Origin of the sequence: Klebsiella sp. RIT-PI-d (assembly GCF_001187865.1) — a bacterium.
GTDB lineage: Bacteria > Pseudomonadota > Gammaproteobacteria > Enterobacterales > Enterobacteriaceae > Superficieibacter.
In genome coordinates, this window is the sequence record NZ_LGIT01000009.1 from 2,142,116 (window position 1) to 2,168,604 (window position 26,489).

General features: G+C 51.5%; 25 protein-coding genes. 12 read left to right on the forward strand and 13 right to left on the reverse strand.

Annotated features, from left to right (window positions below; all coding sequences use genetic code 11):
* Nucleotide 1: 1 nt before the first annotated feature.
* Nucleotides 2-61, reverse strand: coding sequence for a protein YpfM (ypfM, locus tag AC791_RS20460; RefSeq protein ID WP_100181659.1), 60 nt, complete (start codon nucleotides 59-61; stop codon nucleotides 2-4).
* Between the two features lie 603 nt (nucleotides 62-664).
* Between ypfM and AC791_RS16375 the strand changes: the two genes are divergently transcribed.
* Genes AC791_RS16375 through AC791_RS16385 form a run of 3 tightly spaced genes read left to right on the forward strand, consistent with a single transcriptional unit; the run spans nucleotide 665 to nucleotide 2,369 of the window.
* Nucleotides 665-1,021, forward strand: coding sequence for an ArsC family reductase (locus AC791_RS16375; protein ID WP_049841456.1), 357 nt, complete (start codon nucleotides 665-667; stop codon nucleotides 1,019-1,021).
* Nucleotides 1,022-1,024: 3 nt separating this feature from the next.
* Nucleotides 1,025-2,152 carry a succinyl-diaminopimelate desuccinylase gene (gene dapE / locus AC791_RS16380; protein WP_049841457.1) on the forward strand — a complete coding sequence of 376 codons (1,128 nt, stop codon included), beginning with the start codon at nucleotides 1,025-1,027 and terminating at the stop codon, nucleotides 2,150-2,152.
* A 28-nt stretch (nucleotides 2,153-2,180) separates the two neighbouring features.
* Nucleotides 2,181-2,369 (forward strand): YpfN family protein, encoded by a 189-nt coding sequence (locus AC791_RS16385; protein WP_049841458.1) that lies wholly within the window; start codon nucleotides 2,181-2,183, stop codon nucleotides 2,367-2,369.
* Nucleotides 2,370-2,412: 43 nt separating this feature from the next.
* Here AC791_RS16385 and ypfH read toward each other — a convergent pair whose 3' ends face one another.
* The 6 genes from ypfH to dapA form a co-directional block, all read right to left on the reverse strand.
* On the reverse strand, nucleotides 2,413-3,111 hold the full coding sequence (gene ypfH / locus AC791_RS16390; RefSeq protein ID WP_049841459.1) for an esterase: 699 nt from the start codon (nucleotides 3,109-3,111) through the stop codon (nucleotides 2,413-2,415).
* 76 nt (nucleotides 3,112-3,187) lie between these two features.
* Nucleotides 3,188-5,188 (reverse strand): tRNA(Met) cytidine acetyltransferase TmcA, encoded by a 2,001-nt coding sequence (locus tag AC791_RS16395; RefSeq protein ID WP_049841460.1) that lies wholly within the window; start codon nucleotides 5,186-5,188, stop codon nucleotides 3,188-3,190.
* A gap of 21 nt (nucleotides 5,189-5,209) precedes the next feature.
* A complete protein-coding gene (locus AC791_RS16400) occupies nucleotides 5,210-6,076 on the reverse strand; it encodes a neutral zinc metallopeptidase (RefSeq protein ID WP_049841461.1) in 867 nt (288 codons plus the stop codon).
* 129 nt (nucleotides 6,077-6,205) lie between these two features.
* Nucleotides 6,206-6,919, reverse strand: a complete 714-nt coding sequence (gene purC, locus AC791_RS16405; protein WP_049841462.1) for a phosphoribosylaminoimidazolesuccinocarboxamide synthase — start codon at nucleotides 6,917-6,919, stop codon at nucleotides 6,206-6,208.
* A gap of 107 nt (nucleotides 6,920-7,026) precedes the next feature.
* Nucleotides 7,027-8,061 (reverse strand): outer membrane protein assembly factor BamC, encoded by a 1,035-nt coding sequence (gene bamC, locus AC791_RS16410; RefSeq protein WP_049841463.1) that lies wholly within the window; start codon nucleotides 8,059-8,061, stop codon nucleotides 7,027-7,029.
* A gap of 16 nt (nucleotides 8,062-8,077) precedes the next feature.
* Entirely contained in the window at nucleotides 8,078-8,956 is an 879-nt protein-coding gene (dapA, locus tag AC791_RS16415; RefSeq protein ID WP_049841464.1) for a 4-hydroxy-tetrahydrodipicolinate synthase, read from the reverse strand.
* A 145-nt stretch (nucleotides 8,957-9,101) separates the two neighbouring features.
* Between dapA and AC791_RS16420 the strand changes: the two genes are divergently transcribed.
* Both AC791_RS16420 and bcp read left to right on the forward strand, forming a co-directional pair.
* The gene (locus AC791_RS16420; protein WP_049841465.1) at nucleotides 9,102-9,677 is read left to right on the forward strand and encodes a glycine cleavage system transcriptional repressor; all 576 of its coding nucleotides are present in this window, start codon (nucleotides 9,102-9,104) and stop codon (nucleotides 9,675-9,677) included.
* Nucleotides 9,674-10,144, forward strand: coding sequence for a thioredoxin-dependent thiol peroxidase (gene bcp, locus AC791_RS16425; protein ID WP_049841466.1), 471 nt, complete (start codon nucleotides 9,674-9,676; stop codon nucleotides 10,142-10,144). The genes AC791_RS16420 and bcp overlap by 4 nt, the downstream gene beginning before the upstream one ends.
* Nucleotides 10,145-10,185: 41 nt before the next feature.
* On the opposite strand, the gene AC791_RS16430 is transcribed toward bcp, so the two are convergent.
* Nucleotides 10,186-11,247, reverse strand: a complete 1,062-nt coding sequence (locus AC791_RS16430; RefSeq protein WP_049841467.1) for an AI-2E family transporter — start codon at nucleotides 11,245-11,247, stop codon at nucleotides 10,186-10,188.
* A 222-nt stretch (nucleotides 11,248-11,469) separates the two neighbouring features.
* On the opposite strand from AC791_RS16430, the gene bepA reads away from it, so the two are divergent.
* From bepA to AC791_RS16445, 3 genes are all read left to right on the forward strand, one after another.
* Nucleotides 11,470-12,933 carry a beta-barrel assembly-enhancing protease gene (gene bepA, locus AC791_RS16435; protein WP_049841468.1) on the forward strand — a complete coding sequence of 488 codons (1,464 nt, stop codon included), beginning with the start codon at nucleotides 11,470-11,472 and terminating at the stop codon, nucleotides 12,931-12,933.
* A 9-nt stretch (nucleotides 12,934-12,942) separates the two neighbouring features.
* Nucleotides 12,943-13,302 carry an arsenate reductase (glutaredoxin) gene (arsC, locus tag AC791_RS16440; RefSeq protein ID WP_049841469.1) on the forward strand — a complete coding sequence of 120 codons (360 nt, stop codon included), beginning with the start codon at nucleotides 12,943-12,945 and terminating at the stop codon, nucleotides 13,300-13,302.
* 142 nt (nucleotides 13,303-13,444) lie between these two features.
* Nucleotides 13,445-13,657 (forward strand): transposase, encoded by a 213-nt coding sequence (locus AC791_RS16445; RefSeq protein ID WP_049841470.1) that lies wholly within the window; start codon nucleotides 13,445-13,447, stop codon nucleotides 13,655-13,657.
* 14 nt (nucleotides 13,658-13,671) lie between these two features.
* On the opposite strand, the gene AC791_RS16450 is transcribed toward AC791_RS16445, so the two are convergent.
* The 4 genes from AC791_RS16450 to AC791_RS16465 all read right to left on the reverse strand — a co-directional run bounded on the left by AC791_RS16450 (nucleotide 13,672) and on the right by AC791_RS16465 (nucleotide 18,075).
* Entirely contained in the window at nucleotides 13,672-14,373 is a 702-nt protein-coding gene (locus AC791_RS16450) for a DnaA inactivator Hda (protein WP_228136914.1), read from the reverse strand.
* A gap of 100 nt (nucleotides 14,374-14,473) precedes the next feature.
* Nucleotides 14,474-15,754, reverse strand: a complete 1,281-nt coding sequence (uraA, locus tag AC791_RS16455; RefSeq protein ID WP_049841472.1) for a uracil permease — start codon at nucleotides 15,752-15,754, stop codon at nucleotides 14,474-14,476.
* 83 nt (nucleotides 15,755-15,837) lie between these two features.
* Nucleotides 15,838-16,464 carry a uracil phosphoribosyltransferase gene (upp, locus tag AC791_RS16460; RefSeq protein ID WP_049841473.1) on the reverse strand — a complete coding sequence of 209 codons (627 nt, stop codon included), beginning with the start codon at nucleotides 16,462-16,464 and terminating at the stop codon, nucleotides 15,838-15,840.
* A 180-nt stretch (nucleotides 16,465-16,644) separates the two neighbouring features.
* A complete protein-coding gene (locus AC791_RS16465; protein ID WP_049841474.1) occupies nucleotides 16,645-18,075 on the reverse strand; it encodes a 6-phospho-beta-glucosidase in 1,431 nt (476 codons plus the stop codon).
* Between the two features lie 308 nt (nucleotides 18,076-18,383).
* Here AC791_RS16465 and purM point away from each other — a divergent pair, with 308 nt between their 5' ends.
* The 4 genes from purM to ppx all read left to right on the forward strand — a co-directional run bounded on the left by purM (nucleotide 18,384) and on the right by ppx (nucleotide 23,919).
* Entirely contained in the window at nucleotides 18,384-19,421 is a 1,038-nt protein-coding gene (gene purM / locus AC791_RS16470; RefSeq protein WP_049841666.1) for a phosphoribosylformylglycinamidine cyclo-ligase, read from the forward strand.
* On the forward strand, nucleotides 19,421-20,062 hold the full coding sequence (purN, locus tag AC791_RS16475; protein WP_049841475.1) for a phosphoribosylglycinamide formyltransferase: 642 nt from the start codon (nucleotides 19,421-19,423) through the stop codon (nucleotides 20,060-20,062). Before purM ends, purN begins: the two co-directional genes overlap by 1 nt.
* A gap of 244 nt (nucleotides 20,063-20,306) precedes the next feature.
* On the forward strand, nucleotides 20,307-22,373 hold the full coding sequence (gene ppk1, locus AC791_RS16480; RefSeq protein ID WP_049841476.1) for a polyphosphate kinase 1: 2,067 nt from the start codon (nucleotides 20,307-20,309) through the stop codon (nucleotides 22,371-22,373).
* A 4-nt stretch (nucleotides 22,374-22,377) separates the two neighbouring features.
* Complete coding sequence (gene ppx / locus AC791_RS16485; RefSeq protein WP_049841477.1) at nucleotides 22,378-23,919, forward strand: exopolyphosphatase; 1,542 nt, start codon at nucleotides 22,378-22,380, stop codon at nucleotides 23,917-23,919.
* On the opposite strand, the gene AC791_RS16490 is transcribed toward ppx, so the two are convergent.
* The gene (locus AC791_RS16490; protein ID WP_049841478.1) at nucleotides 23,880-26,165 is read right to left on the reverse strand and encodes a sensor domain-containing phosphodiesterase; all 2,286 of its coding nucleotides are present in this window, start codon (nucleotides 26,163-26,165) and stop codon (nucleotides 23,880-23,882) included. The genes ppx and AC791_RS16490 overlap by 40 nt on opposite strands.
* Nucleotides 26,166-26,489: the final 324 nt, after the last annotated feature.

Genomic DNA, 26,489 nt, shown 5'->3' on the forward strand with positions numbered 1-26,489 from the left:
GCTACTTGCGCAACATGCCTTCAATGAAATCTTTCCAGTTCCCCAGTTCATGTTCAATCATATATACCTCTCTTTATTATTATCGCTATATTACAAAATTCTTATTTGTCCGTGAAGAAATTTATGCCGCTGCCCTGATTCAACCAGCCTGGAGAATGTCTGGCGGGTTAACCATAATATGGGCATTATTCAGACGTTTTTATGTGACCTACGGCAATATTTAGCAACATTTATACAAACAGATGAAATTTATGTCTTTGTTTATCGTCAGTCAGGTATAGGGTTAGATGCCGCGCCATTGCTGCATCTGCCAGATAATAGAGGGCATTAACCTGTTAATTATTTACACGGTTATTGTTAGCATGGTTACGGTATGTGGTTACAAAGAAAACTATGTATGACAAAAATATGCTACCTCATCTGAAAAGCGTAACTGGAATAAGAAACCTGATAGTGACCCGGGTTATTTATTCTTAAATACTATGGTCCAACTTTATCTCTGGGCTAACCAGCGTTTATCCTGAGAGAAGATAAATTGAAGTATCTGATATGCCATTTATATAGACTTAAATAATAGCTGCTTATTTATGCTACAATACTGAATAAATAGATTACCTTCAAAATAGTTGAACAAGAAGTGCATTTTAATACAAAAGGATTAAATATGACGGTCATATACGGTATTAAAAACTGCGACACCATTAAAAAATCCTGCCGCTGGCTCGATGCGCATGGTCAATCGTATCGATTTCATGATTACCGCGTCGACGGTCTGGATAAGCGTTTATTGCTGTCGTTTATCAGTGAGCTTGGCTGGGAAGCGCTGCTGAATACCCGCGGGACCACATGGCGAAAACTGGATGACGCCCAAAAATCGGCAGTAAAAGATGCCGATTCAGCCGCCGCCCTGATGCTGGAAATGCCTGCAATTATCAAACGCCCATTGCTCTGGACGCCGGGTAAGCCTATGCTGCTTGGTTTTAACGATTCAGGTTACCAGACCTATTTTGACGAGGTGTAGTGTATGTCTTGCCCGGTCATTGAGCTGGCACAGCAGCTTATCCGCCGCCCTTCCCTGAGTCCCGACGATGCGGGATGCCAGGCGCTAATGATTGAACGCCTGCGTGCGATTGGTTTTACCATTGAGCATATGGATGTGGACGATACCCGGAATTTCTGGGCCTGGCGTGGACAGGGCGAAACGCTGGCGTTTGCCGGCCATACCGACGTCGTTCCGCCAGGCGATGCCGATCGCTGGATCAATCCACCATTTGAACCAACCATTCGTGATGGCATGTTGTTCGGACGAGGCGCAGCCGATATGAAAGGCTCGCTGGCGGCGATGGTTGTTGCCGCCGAACGCTTTGTCGCCCAGTACCCGCGTCATCGGGGTCGGCTGGCATTTCTCATCACCTCTGATGAAGAAGCCAGCGCCAAAAATGGCACGGTTAAAGTGGTCGAGACGCTAATGGCCCGCCATGAACGGCTGGATTATTGCCTGGTCGGCGAACCGTCCAGTACCGAAGTTGTGGGTGACGTGGTGAAAAATGGTCGTCGCGGCTCCTTAACCTGCAACCTGACTATCCACGGCGTTCAGGGGCACGTCGCCTATCCGCACCTGGCAGATAATCCGGTTCACCGGGCTGCGCCAATGCTGAATGAACTGGTGGCCATCGAATGGGATCGGGGTAATGACTACTTCCCGCCGACCAGTATGCAAATTGCCAATATTCAGGCGGGAACCGGCAGTAATAATGTGATCCCGGGCGATCTGTTCGTTCAGTTTAATTTCCGTTTCAGTACTGAGCTAACAGATGAGCAAATCAAAGCCCATGTCATCGCTTTGCTGGAGAAACACCAGCTGCGTTACACCCTGGACTGGTGGCTTTCCGGCCAGCCGTTCCTCACCGGACGCGGGAAACTGATCCAGGCGGTGGTAAATGCAATTGAGCACTATAATGAAATTAAACCGCAATTGCTGACGACAGGCGGCACATCCGACGGGCGCTTTATTGCGCGTATGGGTGCGCAGGTAGTTGAGCTGGGACCGGTAAATGCGACCATTCATAAAATAAATGAATGCGTCAACGCCGCCGATTTACAACTGCTTGCCCGCATGTATCAGCGTGTTATGGAACAACTCGTCGCCTGACGCGTCGTACAACTAAGAGGATTCGCACATGGAATGGCTAACAAAATACTGGTGGATTCTGGTACTGGTTTTTCTGGTAGGCGTACTGCTGAACGTGATTAAAGATCTGAAGCGCGTCGATCATAAAAAATTTCTTGCCAACAAGCCGGAACTGCCCCCGCATCGTGATTTCAACGATAAGTGGGACGATGATGACGACTGGCCGAAAAAACAGTAAAACAACGGCGGAGAAGAAAGCGCTTTTCCGCCGTTTTTTGTTTTCACAATAGTTCTACAATACCGTCATCATTTGGCTTACCGCCGCTCAACGCTTCATCAAAATAGCGCTTCGGCACGGTATAACGCAGATGATCAAGGGCAAATTGCATACTGCGATCGTCAATGGCATGTTCCAGACCGTCAACAATATCTAACGTCACATCGCCCCCGGCCTGAATAAGCGCCTCCTGCCCGGCAACCGCCCAGGCCAGATCGATAACCGGATCGTCACCGCCGTGAATTAGATGCACAGAAGTGGCGGTAGTTGCCTTTTCCGGCAGCGTTGCATACCGTCCATTAAAAGCTATCACGCGTGAGGCGAGATCAGGCTCCACTTTAAGCGCCTCCAGCGACATAATCGCGCCCTGTGAAAATCCAATCAGCGCTGTCGCCAGCGGACTAACCGCACTCTGTTTTTGCCAGTAGCGTACCGTTTCGATAAAGGTCGGCATGATGGCATCGACGCGCGCCTGACGATTCGCCTCCGTTATGCCCTCGACGGAGAACCACTGACGTCCTGGCGCCGGGCCGCAGGGTTCCGCCCCGCCAATGCTGACAATCAACGCATTGGGAAACAGCGGCGCAAACCAGCTGCCAGGTTGTCCCATTGAAACCGGATTATCTCCGACACCATGAAACAACAGCAGTAATTGTTGCGCCGGTTGGGTGGGGCTTTGGACAATAAAATGATCGTGTTTCATGGCTGTCTCCTGTGTTCTGATCAACAGTTTACGCCGCCGGAGGGTAATGACCATGCCATTTAGCTGAATGAGTCGGTTAAAAAAATTGCAGTTGCTCCACATGCTGGCGCACTATTTCGCTTCGTCCGGCGTCGAGAAAATTCAGCGCGCAGGCAGCCTCCTGACGCATCCGGTTAAGCAGCGCTTTACGCCCGTTCAGACCCAGCTCGCGACAAAGAATAGCCTCGTTGCACCGGCTGACTCCGCCACGTAATGCGGGTAGCGGGAGGGGAATGTTCAACAGCAGGCGATTCAGGCTGCCAACCGAGGCCAGCAGAGGCCGATGGGCAAATGCAAATCCTGCCAGCGTCCACCAGTCATCATCATTAAGCATAGCGTCATCAACAGGCATCAGCGGAAAGGTTTCATCCAGCCACGGAGCCAGCCAGTGCAGATTGCGGCGTAAACGCTGATGTTCTTCTGCCGCCAGGGTTTCTCCGCGTTCGCTAAAAGGCCGGATAGCCATGGCGGTATAGCAGCCGCTGCTGGCTTCACGCTGTGTGCCGATGCGCACAAGGATAAACCCACAACGCTGCCAGAAACGCCACAGTTCCGGGGTATAGCCAAAGCTTACCGACAGATAGTCGCAGCCCCGCGCAGCGTGACAGGCGTGTTCAACCAGCCTGTGCCCGATACCCTCCCGCTGGCGCAGTGGATGTACGGCGATACGGGTAATACGCATTGCGCTGAGAGTGGCGGCAAAACGACTGCCGCCGTGTGCCGCCAGCGATTGCGCCACCAGATTACCGCGCGGACGACGAAAACCGGCCCATACCGCCTGGCTTAAACCGGCGCTTAACTTCCCCTCCTCAACCAGCCATAAGGCGGCGGCGGGCGACGTATCGCTTTGTGCCGCGATAAAATGCTGGCCTGGCGCATCCATCATCCGTCGCAGATCCAGCGGTGAGGTCCTGTAGTGCGCGCCAGAGAGCAGCTGATACAGCGCAGCAGGTAGCGAGGGCTTGTCATGCCACGCCTGCTGCTCTACGGCCGTTATGTGCAATGCTCCCTGAGGACGACGGGAAAAGGTATCATCATTAAACAGCAGCGCCGCGCTAATGGCGGCTTCCAGCGGGCAATCGCGCGCCCAGCGCAGCGGCTGCTCAAGGGTAAAGGTGTGAAGCCGGGCAAAACGGGCGCAAAATTTGAGTAAAAAGCCGCGTCCGGTACCTTCGTATCCCTGTACGGTAGTGGTCAGCAGCACACAGGGAAAACGGGCGCTAAGCTGCTGTAACAGCGGCCCCGGGATCGCTGCTGCCTCATCGACAATCAGCCAGTCAGCGGTTTTGTCCGATGCCAGGAGCGCATCCGGGGCCATAAACTGAAACTTATCGCCGGCAAACGCAGCCAGCACATCCGTTGCTGATTTTGCCGGTGCGGTGACGATTGCCGTACCGCTGATCTTGCGAATCAGCATCCCGGCCAGCGCCGATTTTCCGCGTCCGCGCTCAGCGGTCAGCACGGCAACGCCATTCTGTAAATTAACCAGCCGGGTCAGCACCCTGACCTGTTCCGCTTCGGGAGCGCCGCAGGCAGGATGCCAGGCTGGTTTTGCCGGATAAGCGGGAATAGTAAGCGGTTGCCCCTGCTGCCAGACAAGCGCACGTAAAGGATGCTGGATCACCTCGCAGAAATGCTCAACGAAATGCGGGGTGGGAATGGGGTCAGGCCTGTCGCTCCAGCGTACTGAATCATCATCAGGCCGGTCAGGCCAGTCTGCCAGCGGCGGGACGAGAAGCAGTAGCCAGCTGCCGGCGCGTAATGTTCCGCCGAGCGCGGCAAAGGCCGCGACGTCAAAGCCATAGCGCGCATCGAAAATAGCATGATGGAACTCGCGGCCCAGCAGGGTTACCAGCGCGTCGGGCCGACAATGCGGGACGGGTGAATCCTGTGTACTGACGGTCAGCCAGTCGCCAGGCAGCGTCGCGCGCAGCGTGGTGGCCTGCATCAGGCTCCACGTTGGCTCGCCGCTTATCACCAGCAAACGGCGAATGCCTTCCCGCTCCATTGTCGCCGTTAGCGCGCCTATTTCGTCCATGACTGCCCTCAGGTCATCCGGTTAGAGTGATTTACCGAACGTATTACACTGCGCCGGATCGCCGCTGTCAAAGCCGCGTTTAAACCAGCTGTAACGCTGCTCGGACGTGCCGTGGGTAAAGCTATCCGGTACTACGCGCCCCTGACTCTGCTGCTGAAGCCGATCATCACCAATCGCTTCGGCAGCGTTGAGCGCCTCCTGGACGTCACCGGTCTCCAGCACGCCCTGCTTCTGCATATCATTGCCCCAGACGCCGGCAAAACAGTCGGCCTGAAGCTCCATGCGCACGGAGAGCTGGTTAACCTCTTTTTCCGACGCGTTTTGCTGCTGCTGACGAACTTTACCTTCAATGCCTAACAGTTTTTGTACGTGGTGACCCACTTCATGGGCAATTACGTAGCCCTGAGCGAAATCACCGCCTGCGCCAAGCTTATTTTTCATATCATCATAGAAGGAGAGATCGACGTACACCGTGGTGTCTGCCGGGCAGTAAAACGGTCCCATAACCGACTGTCCGGTTCCACATCCGGTGCCGGTATAGCCCCGGTACATCACCAGCCGCGGCGGCTGGTACTGGCGGCCCATATCTTTAAACAGTTTGGCCCAGGTATCTTCAGTCGTCGCCAGGATCACTTTGGTAAATTTCGCCGACTCCTCATCCTGGGGACTGACAGAACGCTGCGTAGTTTGCTGGGTCGCAGGCTGCCCGGTCAACAGACCGGTAAGATCGACGCCATAATACCCTGCCACTACGACCACCAGCAGGATCACGATCCCGCCTTTTCCTGCAGGAAGACGAAATCCCCGACCGCCACCGCCCATTGGCGATCTCGCGTCGTTTCGTCTGTCCTCTACGTTGTCACTTTCCCGACGCCCTTGCCAGCGCATAACGACCTCTATTATTTAATTATTGATGTTAATTATGATCGTAGGCGGTATAACGCAGGATTACCACTGAAAGCAGAGGCAAAAAACCAGAGGACCGGGCTGTCCTCTGGCGAAACGGCATAATACAGATTAATCCAGCTTCACACCAAGGCGATGAGCAACGGCTTCATAGGCTTCAACAACCCCACCGAGGCTCTGGCGGAAACGGTCTTTATCCATTTTATCCAGCGTTTCTTTGTCCCACAGACGGCTGCCGTCCGGTGAGAACTCATCGCCCAGCACGACTTCGCCTTTGTACAGACCAAACTCCAGTTTGAAGTCGACAAGGATCAATCCGGCATCATCAAACAGTTTTTTCAGCACGTCATTGGCTTTGTAAGTGAGCTCTTTCATCCGCGCCAGATTCTCTTTGTTAACCCAGCCAAAGGTTTCGCAATAAGAGTCATTGATCATCGGGTCGTGCATGGCATCGTTTTTCAAAAACAGATCGAATAACGGCGGCGTTAACTCAATACCTTCTTCAATACCCAGGCGTTTAACCAGCGATCCGGCCGCGCGGTTACGTACTACGCATTCTACCGGCACCATATCGAGTTTTTTTACCAGACATTCGGTATCCGAAAGCAGGGCTTCCATTTGAGTAGGGATACCCGCGTCCTGCAGTTTGCTCATAATGAAATGATTAAATTTATTATTCACCATGCCTTTACGATCGAACTGTTCAATCTTCGCGCCGTCCCCTGCTGACGTATCATTGCGGAATTCGAGCACCAACAGATCCGGGTTTTCCGTACTGTAGACGGTTTTCGCTTTACCACGATACAACTCAGCTTGCTTTTGCATCTTTATTACTCCAGCTATGATTTAACGTTTAAAATTGTACTTTTCCGGCTACGCACACGTTTGCGTAGCGAGCAGAAAAAAGGGCCGGATTGCTCCAGCCCTCGATATTACTTACTGAATGCTGCCTGGAATACGGCGACCAGCGCATCATTTTGCGACTGGGTTAACGTATGTCCTTTTGGATCGATGAACTGCAGGCTGCTGCGGTTATCAAGATCCCCGACCTGCAGTTTGTAGTCACCGGAGACCAGACCCGGATCGCGGGCGCCCAGCGCCTGCCACTCGCTGTCAGACAGCGGCTTGTAGGTCACCGCGAGGCTACCTTCAGAACGGGTGCTGTCGGTCACTTTCATGCCGGCTTTTTCCAGTGCCGCGGGCAGATGCTGCCAGACGGTATTAAACGGACCACGCACGACCAGCATCGGTAAGCCGGTATCATCCGCCGCGCTCTGAACGTCAAGCGTTGCGCTGGTGCGACTTTGCGCTGCATTTTGCGCATCGGTGGCGTTCTTATCAAGGCCTGCAGAAATAACGTTTAGCATCTGCGCACTGTAGCGCTGTAATGACGAAACATCGGCAACCGGTTTACCCGCCTGCTCAAGGTTAACCAGCTTGACGGCAACCGCCTGCTGATACCCCTGCGTCTTCACGCTGATTTGATAACGGCCACGATACTGTTCGTCTTCATCCAGACGGTTCCAGTTTACCCATTCTGTGGTCAGAGTCTGGCTGGCGTCGTCACGTTTATCAATCGTGTAGTTCTGCGCCTGAATCACGCTCACCACCTGCGGCCACAGCGAACTGTTTCGGCCGTTTTCGATTAACAGCGTAGAGGTATCGCCGTTAAACTGGGTACGCGCGCCGGAAACCAGCGCCAGCGGCTGAGCCGGTGGACGAATATCCAGCGCTTTGCCTACATTGCCGCTGCCGTTGGTAACAGGAACGTTATAGTCACCGTTTTGAATAGGCAAAATTAAGCCTGCTGGCGCATGCAATTCGGCAAGAGGTGTTGCATCAAGGTAAGACTCATCGCCGCTGACCTGACGCTTATAGCGTGAGTCAGAATTACAGGCGGCGAGAAGCATCACAAGCGAAACACCCGCTACCTTCGCCAGGCGCGACTTCTGTACTGAGTAAGCCATCAAATCTCCCTAAACTTCACAGCAATCCGGCATGCTTCAGCGCTGCTCTGACGACGTCGCGACCGTGGTCGGTAATCGGCGTCATCGGCAGGCGCATCGTATCGGTCGCTACAAGTCCCAATTCCTTACAGGCCCATTTCACCGGGACAGGATTGGGTTCGACAAATAATTTAGTGTGTAACGACATCAGACGCTGGTTAATCACCCGAGCTTGTGCAAACTGCCCTTGTGCCGCCAGTTTGCACATTTCAGCCATATCACGGGCTGCAACGTTCGTCGTTACTGAAATCACGCCGTGACCGCCGAGCTGTATAAAATCCAGCCCCGTCGCGTCATCGCCGCTTAACAGAACAAAGTCATCTGAAACCAGCTCTTTGATCTGATGAACCCGACTTAAGTTCCCCGTTGCTTCCTTAATACCGACAATATTTTTTACTTTTGACAGTCGGCCTACGGTTTCAGGGAGCATATCGCATCCGGTACGAGAAGGTACATTATACAGGATTTGCGGCAGGTCAGTATGCTCAGCAATCGCTTTGAAATGCTGAAACAGTCCTTCCTGAGTAGGACGATTGTAATATGGCGTGACGGTTAAGCAACCGGCGACGCCGCTATCGTTAAATCGCTGGGTCAGGCTAATCGCCTCTGCGGTTGCATTAGCACCCGTTCCGGCAATCACAGGGATGCGTCCGTCGGCAAGCTCCAGCGTCATCATTACGACATCGCCATGTTCATCATGGCTTAGCGTAGCAGACTCGCCGGTGGTGCCGACCGAAACGATGGCTGACGTTCCGTTATCCACGTGATAATCAACCAGTTTTTTCAGGTCAGACCGACAGACCTTACCTTTTTCATCCATCGGTGTGACAAGCGCTACAATACTTCCCGTGAACATGGGTCATCCTCTGTGCTGACAAGAACCTTAATGGTACGTTTGGTACTGCAATAAAAGCAAGAGACTCAGACCGTTGAGCCTGTTGTATGACGGTTTTTTTTGTGCTTTCCTAAGGATTATCCTCCCTCTGACAGGAAGAACAGGTTTGACAGCCTCATCACAACACTATCTGGTTATCACTGCGCTGGGGGCTGACCGCCCAGGAATCGTCAATACCATCACGCGTCACGTCAGTAGCTGCGGTTGCAATATTGAAGACAGCCGTCTGGCAATGCTTGGCGATGAATTTACGTTCATTATGCTGCTTGCCGGAAGCTGGAACGCCATTACGCTTATAGAATCGACCCTGCCGCTGAAAGGTGCCGAGCTGGATTTATTGATTGTTATGAAGCGGACCACGGCCCATCTGCGTCCACCGATGCCGTCAATGGTCTGGGTGCAGGTAGACGTTGCGGATTCTCCCCATCTTATTGAGCGCTTCACGACCCTGTTTTATACTCATGAAATGAATATCGCTGAGCTGGTCTCGCGCACGCAGCCCGGCAGCGAAGATGTCGTCCCGCAGTTATTTATCCAGATAACCGCGCACAGTCCAGCCTCACAGGATGCCTCAATTTTTGAGCAGGCGTTTAGAGCGCTATGTACAGAATTGAATGCACAAGGCAGTATTAACATCGTCAATTATTCACAGCAAGATGAACAGAATGGAGTACAGGAATGAATCCACTGAAGGCCGGTGATATTGCACCGAAATTTAGCTTGCCCGATCAAGACGGTGAACAAGTAAATTTGGCCGACTTCCAGGGGCAGCGAGTGCTGGTTTACTTTTATCCAAAAGCGATGACGCCAGGCTGCACCGTACAGGCATGTGGTTTACGTGACAACATGGATGATTTGAAAAAAGCGGGCGTCGACGTACTGGGTATCAGCACCGATAAACCTGAAAAGCTGTCGCGTTTTGCCGAAAAAGAGGTGCTGAACTTTACGCTACTGTCAGATGAAGACCACCAGGTATGCGAACAGTTTGGCGTCTGGGGCGAGAAAACCTTCATGGGGAAAACCTATGACGGCATTCATCGCATTAGCTTCCTGATCGGCGCTGACGGTAAAATTGAGCACGTTTTTGACGATTTCAAAACCAGTAATCACCACGATATTGTCCTGGGCTGGGTGAAAGCCAACGCCTGACAGCTCCTGGTACGGCCTCGCTTGCGCGCAGGCCGTATTGCCTATTCCTCAAGCGTCAGACCGTCCGGCCATGCATGGACTACGGCCTTAATTAACGTCGCCAGCGGAATGGCAAAGAAGACGCCCCAGAATCCCCACAGCCCGCCAAAGATCACCACTGACAAAATAATGACCAGGGGATGCAGATTAACTGCCTCTGAGAACAGTACCGGCACCAGCAGGTTACCGTCCAGACCCTGAATAATCAGATAAACGGCGAAGCAGCTCCAGAACTCAGTACCCAGCCCAAACTGAAACAATGCCACACAGATGACCGGAATAGTGACAACGAATGCACCGATATAGGGGATGAGGACCGAGAATCCAACCAGCACCGCCAGCAGCAGCGAATAGTTGAGACCAAAGAGAATAAAGCCTATCCAGGTGGCGATGCCGACCACAATCATTTCCAGCACTTTGCCGCGGATATAATTAGTGATCTGCTGGTTCATCTCCTGCCACACCTGCCCTGCCAGCCCGCGATTACGCGGCAATATGCGCCGTACGGCATTTAGCATCTGCTCCTTATCCTTGACCAGGAAAAAGACCATTAACGGGACCAGCACCAGATAAACGGCAAGGGTAAGCAGCCCCACCAGCGAGGCGAGAGAGTATTTCACCACCGAATCGCCCAGCGTCAACATGCGGGTACGCATATTTTCTGCCATCGCATCAATAATGCCTGCATCCATTAATGCCGGATAACGCCGTGGCAAATTGGCGGCATATTCGGAAAGTTTATTCAGCATTCCAGGCATATCGCGGATCAGATAAATGCCCTGCTGCCAGGCGACCGGAAAAACGACCAGCGCCATCAGTAAAAGAATGCCGACAAACAGCACCAGCACAATAGACGCCGCCCAGCGACGTGAGCAGCCGATGCGCTGCAGTCTGGCAGTGGGCCACTCCAGCAGAAAAGCCAGCACGATAGCGACCAGTAAAGGAGCCAGCAGGCCACTAAAGAAAAACAGGATGCAAAAACCTGCGACCAGGATGACCAGCAGCGCAATCGCCTCAGGATCGCTAAAGCGACGACGATACCACTGCATTAACATTTCAAGCATAAAACCTTCTCTGCGGACAGGACGAGCGCAATAACTGCGAATTGTATCTAACTGTCACAAAAAAGCTTTCGCTTTTTAAACACTCTCGGGAAAACAGGCTCCCTTCTGGAATGATCATTTTATTTATGACCGCAGGCGGCTACACTCGCAACTTATCAGGCAGTGGAACATTACACGACATTGCCGGTCAAACTGGCACACTCAGATAACAGGATCGAGGCTATGTTCAGGCAGTTGAAAAAAACGCTGTTGGCAACCCTTATCGCCACGCTGACGCTGGGACAGACGCTCCCGGCCTTTGCAGATCCCGCCGATACATTACCGGATATGGGCACCTCGGCAGGCAGTACGCTCTCTATTGCTCAGGAGCTGCAAATGGGGGATTACTATGTCCGCCAGCTTCGCGGTAGCGCGCCGTTAATTAACGATCCGCTGCTGGTCCAGTATATTAATTCGCTGGGAATGCGGCTGGTCGCACACGCGAATTCTGTGCGTACCCCGTTCCACTTTTATCTGATTAACAATGACGAGATTAACGCCTTCGCTTTTTTTGGCGGCAATGTCGTGCTGCATTCGGCGTTATTTCGCTATGCCGATAACGAAAGTCAGCTGGCTTCGGTCATGGCGCATGAAATTTCACACGTTACTCAGCGCCATCTGGCGCGCGCGATGGAAGATCAAAAGAATAATGCTCCGCTGACCTGGGCAGGAACATTAGGCTCTATCCTGCTGGCGATGGCCAGTCCGCAGGCGGGTATGGCGGCGCTAACCGGAACGCTGGCAGGCTCGCGTCAGGGCATCATCACCTTTACCCAGCAAAACGAACAAGAAGCAGATCGCATCGGTATTCAGGTACTACAACGCTCAGGATTTGACCCGCAGGCGATGCCGGGTTTCCTTGAGAAATTGCTGGATCAGGCTCGCTACTCTTCGCGTCCGCCGGAAATTTTACTCACCCACCCCCTGCCGGAAAGCCGTCTGTCAGACGCGCGTAACCGCGCCAACCAGATGCCGGTCGTCGTCGTTCAGTCATCCGCGGACTTTTATATGGCGAAAGTGCGTACTCTGGGCATGTACAACTCCGGGCGCAATCAGCTCACCAGCGATATGCTGGACAGCTGGACGAAAGGTAATATTCGTGAGCAGCATGCCGCACAATATGGCCGGGCGCTACAGGCGATGGAAGCTGGCCGCTTTGCGGAGGCCAGCCAGACGCTTCAGCCCCTGCTAAAAGCGGAACCGAATAATGCCTGGTACCTGGATCTGGCAACCGACATTGATTTAGGTCAGCATAAAAACGCCGACGCCATTGCTCGCCTGAAAAATGCCCGTGAGATCCGTACCAATCCGGTACTTCAGCTCAACCTGGCGAACGCCTATGCCCAGTCCGGTCAGAACGGCGAGGCGGTGACGATCCTGAATCGCTATACCTTTACCTATAAAGACGATCCTAACGGCTGGGATTTACTGGCACAGGCAGAAGCGGCAAACGGTCACCGGGATCGCGAGCTGGCCGCGCGGGCCGAAGGTCAGGCGCTGCTGGGCCGTCTCGATCAGGCCATTACGCTTTTGAGCAGTGCCAGCACGCAGGTTAAACTCGGTAGTCAGGAGCAGTCACGTTACGATGCGCGTATCGATCAGCTACGAACACTCCAGCAGCGCTTCCGTCCGTATGAAAAAATGTGAGGAACAGTCATGTCCGACCCGGTAACGATTTATCACAATCCGCGCTGCTCTAAAAGCCGCGATACCCTCAGCCTTTTGAAATCGAACGGTATTGAGCCGCAGGTCGTGCTTTATCTGGATACGCCGCCCGATGCGGCAACTCTTAACGCCCTGCTAAAGATGCTGGGCATGACCGATGCGCGCCAGCTTATGCGTCAGAAAGACGAGCTGTATCGTTCGCTTAATCTAAACGCTATGCATCTTAGCCAGCAGACGCTTATTCAGGCCATGGTCGATAATCCGGCGCTTATTGAACGCCCTGTCGTGGTTAAAAACGGCCAGGCTCGTATAGGCAGGCCACCGGAACAGGTGCTGGAAATCGTAAGCTGATATTTACTCCGGGGCGTCTCGCAAAACATTTCCCCTGACGCTGCGGACCGTTTTTTTCGTGGTAGAGTCGCCCCTGAAATCATTCAGGGGTGCGTTTATTCGCCAGCTGGCTCACCGTTCGGCAAAACATAAGGAGACGCTAATGACGATTGCAGAATACCTTGAACAAAAAGGACGCGAGCGCGGACGTTACGAAGGGCATCAGGAAGGCAAGATGCAGGGCATTGAAGAAGGAAAGCAGGAAGGAAAGCATGAAGAAGCCCTGCGGATCGCCCAGGTGATGCTGCAAAAAGGACTTAACCGCACCCTGGTCATGGACATGACGGGCCTGACAGAATCCCAGCTACCACATTAGTTCACAGGGCCTGATTACAGGCCCAGAATATCTTTTACAAAAGGGATCGTGAGCTTGCGCTGGGCGGTGATTGAAGCGCGATCGAGCTGATCGAGGGTCATAAACAGCGTGCGCATTTCACGATCCAGCCGTTTTAACAGGAAACGACATACGTCTTCCGGCATTTCGAATCCGCGCTGACGCGCACGCAGTTGCAGAGCCTGAAGTTTATCCTCATCTGACAACGGCTGCAGTTTGTAGATCTGCCCCCAGTCAAGACGCGAGGCCAGATCGGCAAGACCAAGATTAAGCTGACGCGGAGGACGATCGCCGGTAATAAGCAGACGCGTTTTACCAGACTCCAGAATGCGATTATACAGGTTAAAAATCGCCATCTCCCACTGCTCATCTCCGGCAATACATTCGATATTATCAATACAGACCAGCGAGAGTTGCTCCATCCCTTCCAGCACCTCGGGCACAAACCAGGTGCGTTTATCCAGCGGTACATAGCCTACTGCATCGCCACGCTGCGAGAGTTCAGCGCAGGCTGCATGCAATAAATGGCTGCGCCCCGCGCCTTCGCGTGACCAAAAATAGATATAGCCGCTGTGATCCTGGCGCAGCACATTTTGCAATGCGGCCAGCAAGGAGGGATTATCGCCCGGCCAGAAACTGGCAAAGGTTTCGTCGTCAGGAAGATAGAGTGGCAGTGAAAGCTGCGACGGTGTGTTCAGGTGGACCTCTGTCTGGGCTTGCAAAAATCGCCATGAGTTTATCACAAAACCTGAGGCTGAGAACCGGGTGGATCGTCACCCGGTAATATGATCATCTGAGTTATGCGTCTTTATCCGCTGCATCCAGCACAATTTCTTCGGGACGCAGTATGCTGATAAGCTTAAAGATTAAGCTCAGGAACACCCCTACAATGGTCGCCAGCGCCATGCCTTTTAATTCGGCAGCGCCAATATGCACCTTCGCGCCGCTGACACCGATGATCAGAATAACCGAGGTCAGGATCAGGTTTTGCGCTTTGCTGTAGTCCACTTTTGACTCAATCAGTACGCGAATACCGGATGCACCGATGACGCCGTACAGCAGTAAGGAGACGCCCCCCATCACCGGCAGCGGGATTATCTGGATTGCGGCAGCCAGTTTACCCACGCAGGAAAGTAAAATAGCAATGATTGCCGCGCCGCCAATAACCCAGGTGCTGTAAACGCGGGTTATCGCCATCACGCCAATATTCTCACCGTAAGTGGTATTTGGCGTAGAGCCAAAGAAGCCGGAAATAATCGTCGACAAACCATTAGCGAACATTGAACGATGCAGTCCCGGATCGCGGATCAGATCTTTTTTGACAATATTCGCGGTCACAACCAGGTGGCCAACATGTTCGGCAATGACCACCAGTGCCGCAGGCAGGATGGTGAAGATAGCAAACCATTCAAAACGCGGAGTATAGAATGTGGGCAGGGCGAACCAGTGCGCCTGAGCGATTGCCGTGGTATCAACTATACCCATCACAAAGGAGAGTGCATAACCCACCAGCACGCCAATCAGGATCGGAATAATCGCCATAAATCCACGAAATAACACCGAACCAAACACGGTTACGCCGAGAGTGACCAGCGAGATAATAACGGTTTTAGTATCTGCAGATTGCCCATCTGCCGGTAACAGTCCGGCCATATTGGCTGCCACACCGGCCAGTTCAAGACCGATAACGGCAACAATCGCGCCCATAGCCGCTGGCGGGAACATCACGTCCAGCCAGCCGGAACCGGCTTTTTTAACAATAAAAGAGACGAGGCAAAACAGCACGCCGCACATGATGAACCCACCGAGCGCGACTTCGTATCCCAGCGGTAACAGCAGAAGCACCGGAGAGATAAAGGCGAAACTTGATCCAAGGTAAGCAGGGATTTTACCTTTACAAATAAAGAGGTACAGCAGAGTACCGACGCCATTAAACAGCAGCACGGTGGCCGGGTTAATGTGAAACAGAACAGGCACCAGCACGGTTGCACCAAACATGGCAAACAGGTGCTGTAAACTAAGCGGGATTGTCTGTAAAAGCGGCGGTCTTTCACTCACCCCGATAGCACGGCGCGTCATAGTCTTACCTCTAATTGTTGTGTGTGGGTTGTTATACTCAAAAAAAAGCCGACTCTCAAAGTCGGCTTTTTTTATTTATTCATTTATTTGGTACCAAAGAGCTTGTCACCGGCATCGCCGAGGCCCGGAATAATGTACCCGTGCTCATTAAGCCCCTGGTCAATGGAAGCCGTATACAACTCAACGTCCGGATGCGCCTTTTCAAGCGCCGCGATGCCTTCCGGTGCTGCAACCAGTACCAGTACCTTGATACTGCTGCAGCCCGCATTTTTTAGCAGGTCGATGGTTGCAATCACTGAACCACCGGTTGCCAGCATCGGGTCAACGATCAGCGCCATGCGCTCATCAATATTGGAGACCAGCTTTTGAAAATAAGGCACCGGTTCAAACGTTTCTTCGTTGCGATACATCCCCACGACGCTGATACGTGCGCTGGGTACGTTTTCCAGCACGCCGTCCATCATGCCTAAACCAGCACGCAGGATCGGAACTACGGTGATTTTTTTGCCTTTGATCTGGTCGATTTCAACCGGGCCATTCCAGCCTTCAATGGTCACTTTTTCCGTTTCCAGATCGGCGGTCGCTTCATAGGTCAACAGGCTACCGACTTCGGAGGCAAGTTCGCGAAAACGTTTAGTGCTGATATCCTGCTCACGCATCAGACCAAGCTTGTGTTTGACAAGAGGGTGCTTCACTTCAACGATTTTCATCTTCTTTCTCCTTTGGGGGGTAACCACAAAAAAAATCGACGGATTATACCGCCTTTCTTTTCGTCGACAATATTTTTTTGTTTGATATTGATCAAGCGGGGATGAGATATGAAATTCATCTGTTTGCGGGGCGGGCAATGAGAATGCGGCCAGTTCAGGCTGGCCGCGAACAATCCTGTTTTAGAGGTTTTCACCGTTTGAAGCAATCACCTGCTTATACCAGTCGAACGACTTTTTGCGGCTGCGCGCCAGCGTGCCCTTACCTTCGTTATCTTTATCAACGTAGATAAAGCCGTAGCGTTTTTTCATCTCACCGGTACCGGCAGAGACCAAATCGATACAGCCCCACGGCGTATAGCCCATTAAGTCAACACCATCTTCAACCACTGCTTTTTTCATTTCGGCGATATGCGCTGAGAGATAGTCAATGCGATACTGGTCGTCGACGGAACCGTCGTTCTCCAGCACATCAATCGCGCCAAAGCCATTTTCAACAATGAACAGCGGCAGCTGATAGTGATCCCAGAACCAGTTCAGGGAATAACGCAGACCCACCGGGTCAATCTGCCAGCCCCAGTCAGATTTCTGTACGTGCGGGTTAGAGACCAGACTTTTACTTTCATCATAATCCAGCTGCGGATTATCCTCGGTGGCTTTGGTGGCAAACGACATATAGTAACTAAAGCCGATATAATCAACGCAGCCCTGTTTGAGCGCAGCGCGATCTTCATCGGTAATATCCAGCGTAAAACCCCGGCGCGTAAAGTAGTTCAGCAGATGCTGCGGATAGCTGCCGCGCACATGAACGTCGGTGAACCAGTAACGACGATGCATTGCATTCATCGCCATCATCATATCGTTGGGCGCGCAGCTCAGCGGATAAATCGGACACATGGCAATCATGCAACCGATCCGCAGCGAGGGATTAATTTCTCTTGCGACTTTTACGGCCAGCGCACTGGCAACCAGCTCATAGTGTGCTGCCTGATACATTACCGGCTCGCGATCTTCATCCGGCGCATATTTCAGACCCGAGTTGGTAAACGGCGCAAAATCTTCGTGATAGTTCGCCTGGTTGTTGATCTCGTTAAAGGTCATCCAGTACTTCACTTTGTGCTGATAACGGGTAAAAACCACTTTCGCGAAACGCACAAAAAAGTCGATAAGCTTACGGTTGCGCCAGCCGCCGTATTCGGTAACGAGGTGATACGGCATTTCAAAGTGAGAAAGCGTAATCACCGGCTCGATACCGTATTTCAGGCATTCGTCGAACAGATCGTCATAAAATTTGAGGCCGGCCTCATTTGGCTCTGACTCATCGCCCAGCGGGAAAATGCGCGTCCAGGCAATTGATGTGCGAAAGCATTTGTAGCCCATCTCAGCAAACAACTTAATGTCGTCTTTATAGCGATGGTAAAAATCAATCGCATCATGATTGGGGTAGTTTTTACCCGGCAGTACGCCGTCCGTAATTTCACGCGCCACGCCGTGTGCGCCAGCGGTCATCACGTCGGCAACGCTTATTCCCTTGCCGCCTTCCTGCCAGCCACCTTCCAGTTGATGCGCTGCAACCGCGCCGCCCCACAGAAAACCTTCTTTAAGTCCGGACATGTTCTCTCCCTCATGAACGATCGCCGTCTGACGACCGATGTTGCTGATTGAAATAGTAAACCGCCCCGTAAGCTCTCTCTTTTCAACGCTTTCCTGTAATACAGAAACCGGTTTCATTGGCATGATGGCCGCTCGTATACGCCGAGGCAAGCATAAGAATGTACCCGGTTTCATTTTCGTGAACAGTATCAAGTTTGTCAGTTATGCCATTGTTTACCCTCGCGCATAAAGCAGGCTCGCAAACGTTTGCTTTCCCTGTTAGAATTGCGCCGATTTTATTTCTATCGCAAACGCGTGGGGACTCAGCAGTGACCGATAAAACCTCTCTCAGCTACAAAGATGCCGGTGTTGATATTGATGCAGGTAACGCTCTGGTCGACCGTATTAAAGGCGTGGTGAAAAAAACCCGCCGTCCTGAAGTTATGGGCGGTCTGGGCGGCTTTGGTGCGCTGTGTGCCCTGCCTCAAAAATACCGCGAGCCGATTCTGGTTTCCGGCACCGACGGCGTAGGCACGAAGCTGCGGCTGGCGATGGATCTTAAGCGCCATGACACCATTGGTATTGATCTGGTGGCGATGTGCGTAAATGACCTGGTGGTACAGGGCGCTGAGCCGCTGTTCTTCCTTGACTATTATGCTACCGGTAAGCTGGATGTCGAAACCGCGGCCAGCGTCATTAACGGTATCGCGGAAGGCTGCCTGCAGTCAGGCTGTGCGCTGGTTGGCGGCGAAACCGCAGAAATGCCGGGCATGTATCACGGTGAAGATTATGACGTTGCCGGGTTCTGCGTAGGGGTTGTTGAAAAATCAGAAATTATTGATGGTTCGAAAGTTGCCGATGGCGATGTTCTGATTGCTCTCGCCTCCAGCGGTCCGCACTCCAACGGCTACTCGCTGGTGCGTAAGATTGTAGAGGTCAGCGGCTGCGATCCGCTAACCACCGATCTGGAAGGCAAAACGTTAGCCGATCACTTACTGGCCCCTACCCGCATCTACGTTAAATCTATTCTTTCACTGATTGAAAACATTGATGTTCATGCCATTGCCCACCTGACCGGCGGCGGCTTCTGGGAAAATATTCCGCGCGTGCTGCCGGAAAATACCCAGGCCGTCATCGACGAATCCTCCTGGCAGTGGCCGGCCATTTTTGACTGGATGCAGCGTGAAGGCAACGTCAGCCGCCATGAAATGTACCGCACGTTTAACTGCGGTGTGGGTATGCTGGTGGCGCTACCGGCGGCGAACGCTGATAAAGCCCTGGCATTGCTTAATGAGATGGGTGAAAAGGCGTGGAAAATCGGTATTATCAAATCTTCCGATTCCGACGAACGCGTGGTCATTGAATAATGAAAAACATCGTGGTGCTGATCTCTGGCAACGGCAGTAATCTACAGGCGATTATTGATGCCTGTAAGCAGAAAAAGATCGGCGGCACGTTGCGTGCAGTATTCAGCAACAAGGCCGACGCGTTCGGTCTTGAACGTGCACGCCAGGCAGGTATTGCGGCACATGCGTTAACCGCCAGCCAGTTTGCCAGTAGGGAAGCTTTCGATCGTGAACTGATGCTGGAAATTGACGCTTATGCACCTGACGTTGTCGTGCTGGCGGGCTATATGCGAATTTTAAGTCCGGAATTTGTCGCGCATTATGCAGGACGGCTGTTAAATATCCACCCTTCCCTGCTGCCGAAATATCCGGGCCTGAACACGCATAAGCAGGTGCTGGAAAACGGCGATGAGGTGCACGGCACTTCGGTGCATTTCGTCACTGACGAGCTGGACGGCGGACCGGTCATCTTACAGGCCAATGTGCCCGTGTTTAGCGATGACGACGAGGCGGATATCACTGCACGCGTGCAGGCTCAGGAGCATGATATCTATCCGCTGGTGATAAGCTGGTTTATTGACGGTCGGCTTGAAATGCGCGATTGCGCCGCCTGGCTTGATAACCGTAAGCTGCCCGTAGAGGGTTATGCGGCAGAAGAGTAATGGTAGTCTGGCAGGCCAGCCCTGCCAGACCATCGCATTGTATCAGCATGATCTGCTGAAGAAATCCCCCTCGCTCCGCCAGTGGCATCGCCATTTTTGTTGATTTTGTATCGTCTTCTCTTCCCGTCGTTCAGTTTACTGTCATACTTTTCTGGCACAGTTGGACATTACATGGCAAAGCTCGCCATAATAACATCGAGATGGATTTGGCACGTCCAGTGAAAGAACCGGAGTGTGAGTGGTAATGGGTCAGGAAAAGTTATACATCGAAAAAGAGTTAAGCTGGTTAACCTTCAACGAACGCGTACTTCAGGAAGCGGCCGATAAAAGCAATCCGCTTATTGAACGAATGCGGTTTTTAGGGATCTACTCAAACAACCTTGATGAGTTTTACAAGGTTCGCTTTGCCGAGTTGAAACGGCGTATCATCATCAGCGAAGAACAAGGTATACAGACCAGTTCGCGGCACCTGCTGGGAAAAATCCAGTCGCGGGTGCTCAAAGCGGATCAGGAGTTTGACAGTCTGTATAACGAACTGCTGCTGGAGATGGCGCGTAACCAAATCTTCCTCATTAACGAGCGTCAGCTTTCCGTTAATCAACAAAACTGGCTGCGTCTTTATTTCAAACAGCACTTGCGCCAGCACATTATTCCCACGCTCATCAACCGCGAAACAAATCTGGTCAACTTCCTGAAGGATGACTACACCTATCTGGCGGTCGAGATCATACGCGGCGATGATACGCGCTATGCGCTGCTGGAAATTCCGTCGGACAAAGTGCCGCGCTTTGTTAATCTGCCGCCAGAAGCGCCGCGTCGCCGTAAGCCGATGATCCTGCTGGATAACATTTTACGTTACTGCCTGGATGATATTTTCCGCGGTTTCTTCGACTACGACACGCTCAATACCTATTCCATGAAGATGACCCGTGATGCCGAATACGACCTGGTACACGAAATGGAATCCAGCCTGATGGAGCTAATGTCTTCCAGCCTGAAACAGCGTCTGACCGCCGAGCCGGTACGTTTTGTTTATCAGCGCGACATGCCCGCCGCGCTGGTTGAAGTTCTGCGTGAAAAGCTGAGTATTTCCCGCTACGACTCGATCGTTCCCGGTGGCCGCTATCATAACTTTAAAGATTTCATTGGCTTCCCTAATGTCGGAAAAGCCAACCTGGTAAACAAGCCGTTGCCGCGTCTGCGTCACATCTGGTTCGACAACGAGAAGTTTCGCAACGGCTTCGACGCTATTCGCGAACGGGATGTTCTGCTTTATTATCCTTACCATACGTTTGAGCACGTACTGGAACTGCTGCGGCAGGCGTCTTTTGACCCGAGCGTACTGGCGATAAAAATCAATATCTATCGCGTGGCAAAAGATTCCCGCATTATTGATGCCATGATCCACGCCGCGCATAACGGCAAAAAAGTCACCGTGGTCGTCGAGCTTCAGGCGCGTTTTGATGAAGAAGCCAATATCCACTGGGCTAAACGTCTGACCGAAGCCGGGGCGCACGTTATCTTTTCCGCGCCCGGTCTTAAAATTCATGCCAAGCTGTTCCTTATCTCGCGTAAAGAAGGTGAGGATGTGGTGCGCTACGCGCATATCGGTACCGGTAACTTCAACGAAAAAACGGCCCGTTTGTATACCGACTATTCGTTGTTAACGGCCGATGCGCGAATTACTAACGAAGTGCGCCGCGTATTCAACTTTATTGAAAATCCGTATCGTCCTGTGACCTTCGATTATCTGCTGGTTTCACCGCAAAACTCGCGGCGTCTGCTGTATGAGATGATCGATCGGGAAATCGCCAACGCCCAGCAGGGACGGCCGTCGGGCATCACATTGAAGCTGAATAATCTGGTCGATAAAGCACTGGTAGACAGGCTGTATGCGGCTTCCGGCTCTGGCGTCCCGGTCAACTTATTAATCCGCGGTATGTGCTCCCTGATCCCAAATCTGGAAGGGATTAGCGACAATATTCGGGTGATCAGCATCGTTGACCGTTATCTGGAACATGACCGGATCTATATTTTTGAGAATGGCGGCGATAAGCAAGTTTATCTTTCCTCTGCGGACTGGATGACGCGTAATATCGACTATCGAATCGAAGTGGCGACACCGCTACTTGACCCGCGACTTAAGCAGCGGGTGCTGGATATTATTGACATCCTGTTCAGCGATACGGTAAAAGCCCGGTACGTTGATAAAGAACTGAGCAATCGCTATGTGCCGCGCGGTAATCGCCGCAAGGTTCAGGCACAGTTAGCGATTTATGACTACATCAAATCACTCGAGCAACCTGACTAACGCTATGCCAATACATGACATGTCACCACGACCGCAGGAGTTTGCGGCGGTCGATCTTGGTTCAAACAGTTTTCATATGGTCATTGCCCGCGTGGTAGATGGCGCGATGCAAATCATTGGTCGCCTTAAGCAGCGCGTGCATCTGGCGGACGGTCTTGGCGACGACAATATGCTGAGTGAAGAGGCAATGCAGCGTGGTCTGAGCTGCCTTTCCCTGTTCGCGGAACGGCTGCAGGGGTTTTCCTCGTCGAGCGTGTGCATTGTGGGGACGCATTCTTTGCGTCAGGCGCTAAACGCAAACGAGTTTCTCAGGCGGGCTGAAGAGGTTATTCCCTACCCGATTGAAATCATTTCAGGCAATGAAGAAGCCCGACTGATTTTTATGGGCGTGGAACATACGCAGCCAGAAAAAGGACGCAAGCTGGTGATCGACATCGGTGGCGGCTCCACGGAGCTGGTCATTGGTGAAGACTTCGAGCCTAAACTGGTCGAAAGTCGCCGTATGGGCTGCGTCAGTTTCGCACAGCTCTATTTTTCCGGCGGGGTTATCAGTAAAGAAAACTTCCAGCGTGCCCGCATGGCGGCGGCGCAGAAGCTGGAAACGCTGAGCTGGCAGTTTCGTATTCAAGGCTGGAATGTCGCCCTGGGAGCTTCAGGCACGATCAAAGCGGCCCACGAAGCGTTATTGGCAATGGGTGAAAAAGATGGATTCATTACGCCGGAACGCCTTGATAAGCTAGTTGCGGAACTGCTTAAACATCATAGCTTCGATGCACTAAGCCTTCCGGGCCTCTCGGAAGAGCGTAAAGCTGTATTTGTCCCAGGCCTGGCCATTCTGTGCGGCGTTTTTGACGCGCTGGCGATCCGTGAGCTACGGCTTTCAGACGGGGCGCTCCGTGAAGGCGTTCTGTATGAAATGGAAGGTCGCTTTCGCCATCATGACGTCCGTAGTCGTACGGCCAAAAGCCTTGCTAATCAGTACAATATTGACAGCGACCAGGCAAGACGCGTGCTTGATACCACGATGCAAATGTATGAGCAGTGGCAATCACAGCAGCCAAAATTGATGCATCCGCAGCTGGAAGCGCTGCTGAAATGGGCGGCAATGCTGCATGAGGTGGGGCTGAACATCAATCATAGCGGGCTACATCGTCACTCAGCCTACATTCTGCAACATAGCGATTTGCCCGGGTTCAATCAGGAGCAGCAAACCATGATGGCGACACTGGTTCGCTATCATCGCAAAGCCATTAAGCTTGACGATCTGCCCCGTTTTACCCTGTTTAAGAAAAAACAGTTCTTACCGCTAATCCAGCTTTTACGTCTTGGCGTGCTGCTGAATAACCAGCGTCAGGCGACAACGACCCCGCCTTCCCTGACGCTCTCTACCGATGACAATCACTGGACATTACGTTTCCCGCACGGCTGGTTTAGCCAGAACGCACTGGTGTTTCTCGACCTTGAAAAAGAGCAGCAGTACTGGGAAGCAGTTACCGGCTGGCATCTTCAGATTGAAGAAGACACCTCAGCCGACATTGCGCCCTGATTTATCCTGACGGCATCCTCTGGGTGCCTTTCAGTGATGAGCGACTCCAGCGGCTGAGGTTCACCAATTAAATAGCCCTGGATATAATCAATCCCTAACGAAACGACAGCGGTGCGTATCTCTTCGTTTTCAACATATTCGGCAACAACCTGCATCTTTTTCATTCGGGCCAGATGGCAAATCGAGGTGACGATTTGATAATCAAAGCTATTAGAAACAATAGTACGGATAAAACTGCCGTCGATTTTAAGAATATCTGCATTCACGCTTTTCAGGCGCGCATAGCTCGCATAACCAGTACCGAAATCATCAATAGCAATTGAGCAGCCCATTTTTTGCAGTTTTTCCAGGGTATGCCTGGCTTGTTCAACATTTGCCAGACTATCGCTTTCCGTGACTTCAAAAATTAGCTGCCATGCTTGTACCTGATAGTTGCTCAACAGGTTTTTCACATCCTGATAAAACTGAGCGCGGCATACCGAAGCTGGCGTAAGATTGATTGAAAAGCGGCAGGCGGGCATGTTCTCCCGCTGTCTGGCGATAAAACGCATCGTGTTTTCAAGTACCCATAAATCAATACGTGATGACAGGCCAAATTCCTGGGCAACAGGTAAAAAGTCATCAGGACTTATTAACTCGCCGTTCGGACCCCTCAATCTGATTAAAATTTCGTGATAATCATCGCCGCGAACGCCCTGAATGGGCTGCGCCATCAAACAAAACTCATCTCTTTCCAGCGCCTGCTGCAACCGATTCATCAATAAGACCTTATCTTTAAGATTCTGTTGAAGATTAGTGGCAATACGCCTTTGTAAATTTTCAGGATGGTTGGTTGCCAGAGAAAGATCGGCAATCGTACTTAGCTCCCCAAGCAGCAGGTAAATATGCGTCACCGGTGAGCGGACGTAACAATAGCTCAGCCCTACCTGCGGCTGTAGTGGCATACTGTCCCAGATAAAGCGAAATTTCTTAATGTGGCGATCAATTTCGCCAATGCGTTCATGGTACGCTCCTGTATTCAGACGAAATATCAGATCATACCCGGATAGCTGGTAAACCCCTTCGTCAGCTTGCAGTTGCAGGTTAATCCAGTTAGCCAGCTGCTGTTTATACTGAATACGCAGTAACACACCATAATTACGGCCTAACATTTCCAGTTCCGGAATGCGCAGGAAGCACAGTACTGACCACGGAAAACAGTATAATGAGCGATTTAGCGCACGCAAATTTGGCAAGTGAACAACGGGGTCGAGGAAGGCCAGCGCACGTGCCCGTCGGTTGATCAACCGCTGTTGCATGGTGAGTACAGAGATAAAAATAATAATAAATGAATAGACCAGGTAGCTGGAAGATGTGATGGCTAGCTGGGTTTCATAGCCGATAAACAGAGGAATATAGCCATTAAAATAATGAATCGAGATAACGAGTACCGGCGCCCATATCAGCGACATAAAGCGATAGCCGTAACGGACTGCGCCCCACAACATAACGGGTAAAATTAAGGATAGTGTATAGTTAGTGCTAAAGATCGAACTATTATGGTGCAGAGGCATACAGAGCATCACCATCAATCCGCTAAACAACACGATCCACACGCCTACCTCTTTTTTGGTCACTTTAGGATCGAACTGCAAACGCATTTGCGAAAGATAAGCACGAATGTAGGGTGGATGGCGAAGAATACGAATCAGATAGTAGCAAAATGGCACTCCCACCAGGTTTCCTACCAGTAGTGCCTGATAGTTGATTAGCACATTAATAATAAACAGCGTTGCACCATTGAGATTCTGGCGAAGGTTGTAGATATCGAAAAAGCCCACCAGTTGATAAAGCACCAGAAACAGCGTCGCAGGACAAAACACCTGCCAGAAAATTCTCTGGCACATCAATTTGACATTACCATGAGAAATATTTCGCCGTTTTGGCGTGAAGGCACGATAGCCCGCCCAGCTTAATATCACAGGAATAATAAAGTGGATTACAATAAGGGCATTCCTGACTACCTCCCCGCATTCGTATTTATATAAAAATAGTGAAATAATCATGCCGGGTATAGCGGCCCAGCCGAAAAATAGCATCAGGCTTATCATTAATGCCATAGGCAGAAAAAAAAGAACAACGGTCCCTGTACTAATATGGGCAAACGTATTGGCATTGCTTAACAACGGGAGTAATAACGAAGGCAAAAAAAGCGGTAGCCCCCACCATTTATCTCTGTATTTTACGTAGGCTTTACTTAGTTTCATAAATGCTCAGCAGAAAACCCTGCATCCTGCGGGGTATGATCAAACAGGTATCCCACCCGGCAGCAAAGCTGCAAAAACTCATTTCGCATAGTGCAACTTCTTTGATTTTAGTTATTAACGGAAAGTTATTTTTGATATAAATCAAATACGGCTTACCCATTAACTAATTATTACCTTTCATCGGTATTAGTCGCACTTATTAATTTATAATAAAAATATATTAACTATAACCAATAACAATTAATGATGAATTAGCTAACAGAAATTTACATTACATTCAATTGACCCATCCGTCACACTGTGTCTTAATGTACTTATCGCCCC